We start from the raw sequence: 4,429 nt of genomic DNA on the forward strand, positions 1-4,429 counted from the left end.
GCAATATCGCTACTACGACCAGGAAATGAACGGCCGGGCCCGCTCGCGCCTGATGCTCGAAGACAGCGTACGCAGCGCCATCGACAGCAAGGATTTCACCCTGGTGTACCAGCCGCAGGTGTCGTTGCACGACGGCCATCTGCGGGGCGTCGAAGCGCTGCTGCGCTGGCAGCACCCGAGTGTCGGCGATGTGCCGCCGGGGCTGTTTCTGCCGTTGCTCGAAGAGGCGCGGCTGATCAGCCAGTTGAGCACCTGGATCTACCAGCAGGTGGCCGCCCAGCGGCAGGCATGGGCAGGGGTGTTCAGCGATGAGTTGGTCCTGAGCGTGAGCTTGAGCAGCAGCCAGTTCAATATGCCGAACCTGGCCAGCCAGCTGCAGCAGGTGCTGGAGCGACATGGGTTGCAAGGCCGGCAGCTTGAGGTGGAGATCAGTGAAGAAAGCCTGATGCACAATCTGGATGAGTCCACCAAGCAGCTCAAGCTGTTGCGCCGGGCCGGCGTGCGGATTGCCCTGGATGATTTCGGCGCGGGCAACTGCTCCCTGGCCCACCTGCGGGACCTGGAATTCGACACCCTCAAGCTCGACCCGAAGCTGATCGCCCGCCTGCCGGGTTCATCCCGGGACGCGGCGATGGCGCGCAGCATTATCGAATTGTGCCGGCATTTTGATCTGCTGGTGATTGCCGAAGGCGTCGAGACCCAGGAGCAAGTTGAGTGGCTCAAGGCCAACGGCTGCCAGTTCATCCAGGGCCCGCAGGTGGCGCCGCCGTTGATCGCGGATGAAATTGCCGACTGGCGCCTGCGCGCAGCCGCCCGCTGAATTCGCTACACTGGCGCCCATTCAAATACCCGTTGTTGACCCCATGACCGCGCTGAAATACCTCCAGGCCTACCCCCCAGCATTGCAGGAGCAAGTGCGCCAGTTGATTGCCAAGGACCAACTCGGCGACTACCTGACCCAGCGCTACCCCGAGCGGCATGGTGTGCAGAGCGACAAAGCGCTGTACAGCTACGCCCAGGCCCTGAAGCAGGAACACCTGCGCAACGCCCCGGCCATCGACAAGGTGTTGTTCGACAACCGCCTGGACCTGACCCACCGCGCCCTCGGCCTGCACACCACCATCTCCCGGGTGCAGGGTGGCAACCTCAAGTCGAAGAAAGAAATCCGTATCGCCTCGCTGTTCAAGGAAGCCGCGCCGGAATTTCTGCGCATGATCGTGGTACACGAACTGGCGCACTTCAAGGAATCGGACCACAACAAGGCGTTCTACAAACTCTGTGAATACATGTTGCCGGGCTACCATCAGGTGGAATTCGACCTGCGGGTGTACCTGACCTGGCGGGACCTGCAGGGCAAGCCCTGACCTTCAAAGGCGATCGAGCATGGATGTGAGCAAGACCAAAAGCAGCTTCTACCGGCGCCTGTATGTGGCGTACCTGATTGATAGCCAGCTGGCCAGCAGCGTCCCGGCACTGACCGAGGTGACGGGCATGCCCCGGCGTACTGCACAGGACACGATTGCGGCGTTGGCGGACCTGGATATTGTGTGTGAGTTTGAACAGGAAGACGGGGCCCGCAATCATGCCGGGCGCTATCGGATTCGTGATTGGGGCGCGATTGATCGGCGCTGGATCGAGGCGAACCTGGCGAGCATTAAACAGGTGTTGGGTTACCCCTGAAAGCTTGGGGTGACCGGGCTGACGCCTTCGCGAGCAAGCCCGCTCCCACATTCGACCGCATTCCAAAGGTGGAACTCGGTCAAATGTGGGAGCGGGCTTGCTCGCGAAGAGGCCCTCATGCCCGGCGCATGCCTATATGTGGAATGTCATCCTCCAGGTATTCCTCACCCGCCACCACAAACCCGTACCGCCCGTAATACCCTTGCAAATGCGCCTGGGCCGACAGATAGATCGGCACGTCGGGCCACTGTTTCTCCGCCTGCCTGAGGGCCTCATCCATCATCTGGTGGCCCAGCCCGGTACCCCGCGCGCTCGGCGCAACGATCACCCGGCCGATCACCACATCACCACCTTGTGATTCAGGATCCAGCAGGCGCAGGTAGGCCTGCAGTTGACCATCATCCCAGGCCATCAGGTGATGGGTGTCACCGTCCAGGTCCTGGCCGTCGATGTCCTGGTACACGCATTTCTGCTCGACCACGAAGACCTCCGAGCGCAGGCGCAAAATGGCGTACAGCTGCTCCTTGCCCAGGTCACTGTGGTGTTTGCAGACCCATTCGACTGTCATGGTGTTCTCTCGGCTGATTGTCTGGTCAGGATAGTAAGCGCGCGGGAGGCGAGTGTCTAAATTGCGGTTTTTTTGTGAGTGAGATCAATTTGCCATCATTCTCTGCGTGCGACGCTGCCGTCTTTGTGTAATCTGCAGTACAGCTCATTGATGAGCTACTGTTAAATCCTCGGGTTGCCCCAGAGGTCAGGCCATAGAATGCCCGCCAAGGACTTGAGCATGCCGCGATTTTCTCGTGCCGTTGCTTTGATCGGTTTGTTGTTGCTGGCCCAGGCGGCGGCGGCAGAACGCTTGCGACTGGTGGCGGATGCCTGGCCGCCGTTCACTGACGCCACCCTGGTCAATGGTGGTTTGGCCACCGACATCGTGACCACCGCCCTGGCCCGTGCCGGCTATGCCAGTGAGTTTGAACAGGTGCCCTGGGCGCGGGCGCTGATGGGCGTGGGCGATGGGCGTTACGACGTATTGGTGAACGCCTGGTACGACGATGCGCGTACTCAGTTGGGGCAGTTTTCCGGCGAATACCTGCTCAACCGGGTGCTGTTTCTCAAGCGCCGCGACGATCCCATCGACTACCAGAACCTGGAGCAGTTGCACGACTACCCCGTCGCGGTGGTGCGTGGCTATGCCTATTCAGCGGCGTTCGATGCCGATCCGCAATTGCAGAAAGTCCCGGTGCATAACTTCGCCATGGCCGTGCGCATGCTGGCGGCGCAGCGGGTGCGGCTGACGTTGGAGGACGAATTCGTCGCCCGCTACTACCTGGCTCGGGAGTCCGCCACCGTGCGCAACGCGGTGGAGTTTTTGCCGGTGCCGCTGAGCGAAAACAGCCTGCACATTCTGGTTAGCCTGAAAAATCCTCAGCATCAGCAGATTGTTGCCGGGTTTGATCGGGAGATTGCCAGGATGAAGGCAGATGGCAGTTATGCGCGGTTGATGAAGCAGCACGGGATGTAGTGAGGCTAATGGCCCCTTCGCGAGCAAGCCCGCTCCCACATTCGACCGCATTCCAAAGGTGGAACTCGGCCGAATGTGGGAGCGGGCTTGCTCGCGAAGAGGGTTCAGGCTTCGCTGGTATCTTTGATCAGGTGAGCCGCCAACGTGCGCAACGGCCCCAGTTGCCGGCAGATCAGCGCCAATTGCGTCTGCACCAGCCGCTGCCCTTCGTCAATTTCATCCGGCATCTGCTCCAGGTCCACTGCCAAGGCTTCCTCGGCATCACTCTGAATCGCGATCGGCTGCTTGTTCGCCAGCCCCGTGGCGATCTCGTCGATGCTCGCCGCCAGCGTCTTCCCGGCGCCTTCGATCAAGTGCTCGCGCACTTCCGCCGGCAGTTGGGTTTCGCGGTGGGCGCCCAGCCCCGACAGGTAGCTGAGCAGCGTGTGGGACAGCACCAGGAACCTGAACCCCACGTCCGCTTCCTTACGGAAATGCCCCGGCTCCATTAGCATGTTCGCCAGGGTGGTGGACAGCGCGGCGTCGGCGTTGTGGGCATTGCGCCGGGCGAGGCGGTAAGCCAGGTCGTCGCTTTTGCCCGCGGCGTACTGCTGCATGATCTGGCGCAGGTAGATGCTGTTGCAGGTCAGGGTATTGGCCAGCACCTTGTTCAGGCGCCGGCCCTGCCAGTCCGGCAGGAACAGGAACACCGCCAGCCCGGCGATCAGGCTGCCGAGCAAGGTATCGAACAGCCGTGGCAGGAACAGCCCGTAGCCGTCGCCCACCTGGTTGAAGCAGAACAGCACCATCAGCGTGATCGCGGCGGTCGCCAGGGTGTAGCGCGTGGTGCGGTTGATAAAGAACACCAGGCCCGCGGCGATGGCGAACATCGACTGGATCAGCGGGTTGGGGAACAGGTCGAACAGCGCCCAGGCGATGGTCAGGCCGATGGCTGTGCCGATGATCCGCTGGCCCAGCTTGCGCCGGGTGGCGCCGTAGTTTGGCTGGCACACGAACAGCGTGGTGAGGATGATCCAATAGCCTTGGGACGGGTGAATCAAGTGCACCATCCAGTAGCCGATACTCAGCGCCAGGGGCAGGCGCAGGGCATGGCGGAACAGCAACGAAGTCGGCGTCAACTGCGTGCGCAGGCGCGTCCACATTTCCTTGAGGTTGCGCGGTGCACGGTCCAGCAGGCTGCTGTCGGTGGCATCGGCCAGGCTGTCGGGGTTGGCGGCGTCGCCC

6 protein-coding genes are annotated in these 4,429 nt (G+C 61.9%); 4 read left to right on the forward strand and 2 right to left on the reverse strand.

From position 1 onward, the window contains the following. From HX846_RS23430 to HX846_RS23440, 3 genes are all read left to right on the forward strand, one after another. Positions 1 to 820, forward strand: an 820-nt coding sequence (locus HX846_RS23430) for an EAL domain-containing protein (RefSeq protein WP_178966178.1), incomplete at its 5' end; no start/stop codon positions are given. Positions 821 to 863: 43 nt separating this feature from the next. Beyond that, entirely contained in the window at positions 864 to 1,364 is a 501-nt protein-coding gene (locus HX846_RS23435) for a M48 family metallopeptidase (RefSeq protein ID WP_003216881.1), read from the forward strand. A gap of 19 nt (positions 1,365 to 1,383) precedes the next feature. Continuing rightward, positions 1,384 to 1,680: a helix-turn-helix domain-containing protein gene (locus HX846_RS23440; RefSeq protein WP_008434063.1), complete on the forward strand. Its 297-nt coding sequence runs from the start codon at positions 1,384 to 1,386 to the stop codon at positions 1,678 to 1,680. Positions 1,681 to 1,795: 115 nt separating this feature from the next. Here the strand turns inward: HX846_RS23440 and HX846_RS23445 are convergent, their stop codons facing one another. Then, positions 1,796 to 2,248: a GNAT family N-acetyltransferase gene (locus HX846_RS23445; protein WP_003216885.1), complete on the reverse strand. Its 453-nt coding sequence runs from the start codon at positions 2,246 to 2,248 to the stop codon at positions 1,796 to 1,798. Between the two features lie 219 nt (positions 2,249 to 2,467). Here HX846_RS23445 and HX846_RS23450 point away from each other — a divergent pair, with 219 nt between their 5' ends. Beyond that, positions 2,468 to 3,205 carry an ABC transporter substrate-binding protein gene (locus tag HX846_RS23450; protein ID WP_043226204.1) on the forward strand — a complete coding sequence of 246 codons (738 nt, stop codon included), beginning with the start codon at positions 2,468 to 2,470 and terminating at the stop codon, positions 3,203 to 3,205. 104 nt (positions 3,206 to 3,309) lie between these two features. Here the strand turns inward: HX846_RS23450 and HX846_RS23455 are convergent. After that, positions 3,310 to 4,429, reverse strand: a 1,120-nt coding sequence (locus tag HX846_RS23455; protein ID WP_178966179.1) for an FUSC family protein, incomplete at its 5' end; no start/stop codon positions are given.

Origin of the sequence: Pseudomonas sp. K5002 (assembly GCF_013386655.1) — a bacterium.
Taxonomy (GTDB): Bacteria; Pseudomonadota; Gammaproteobacteria; order Pseudomonadales; family Pseudomonadaceae; genus Aquipseudomonas.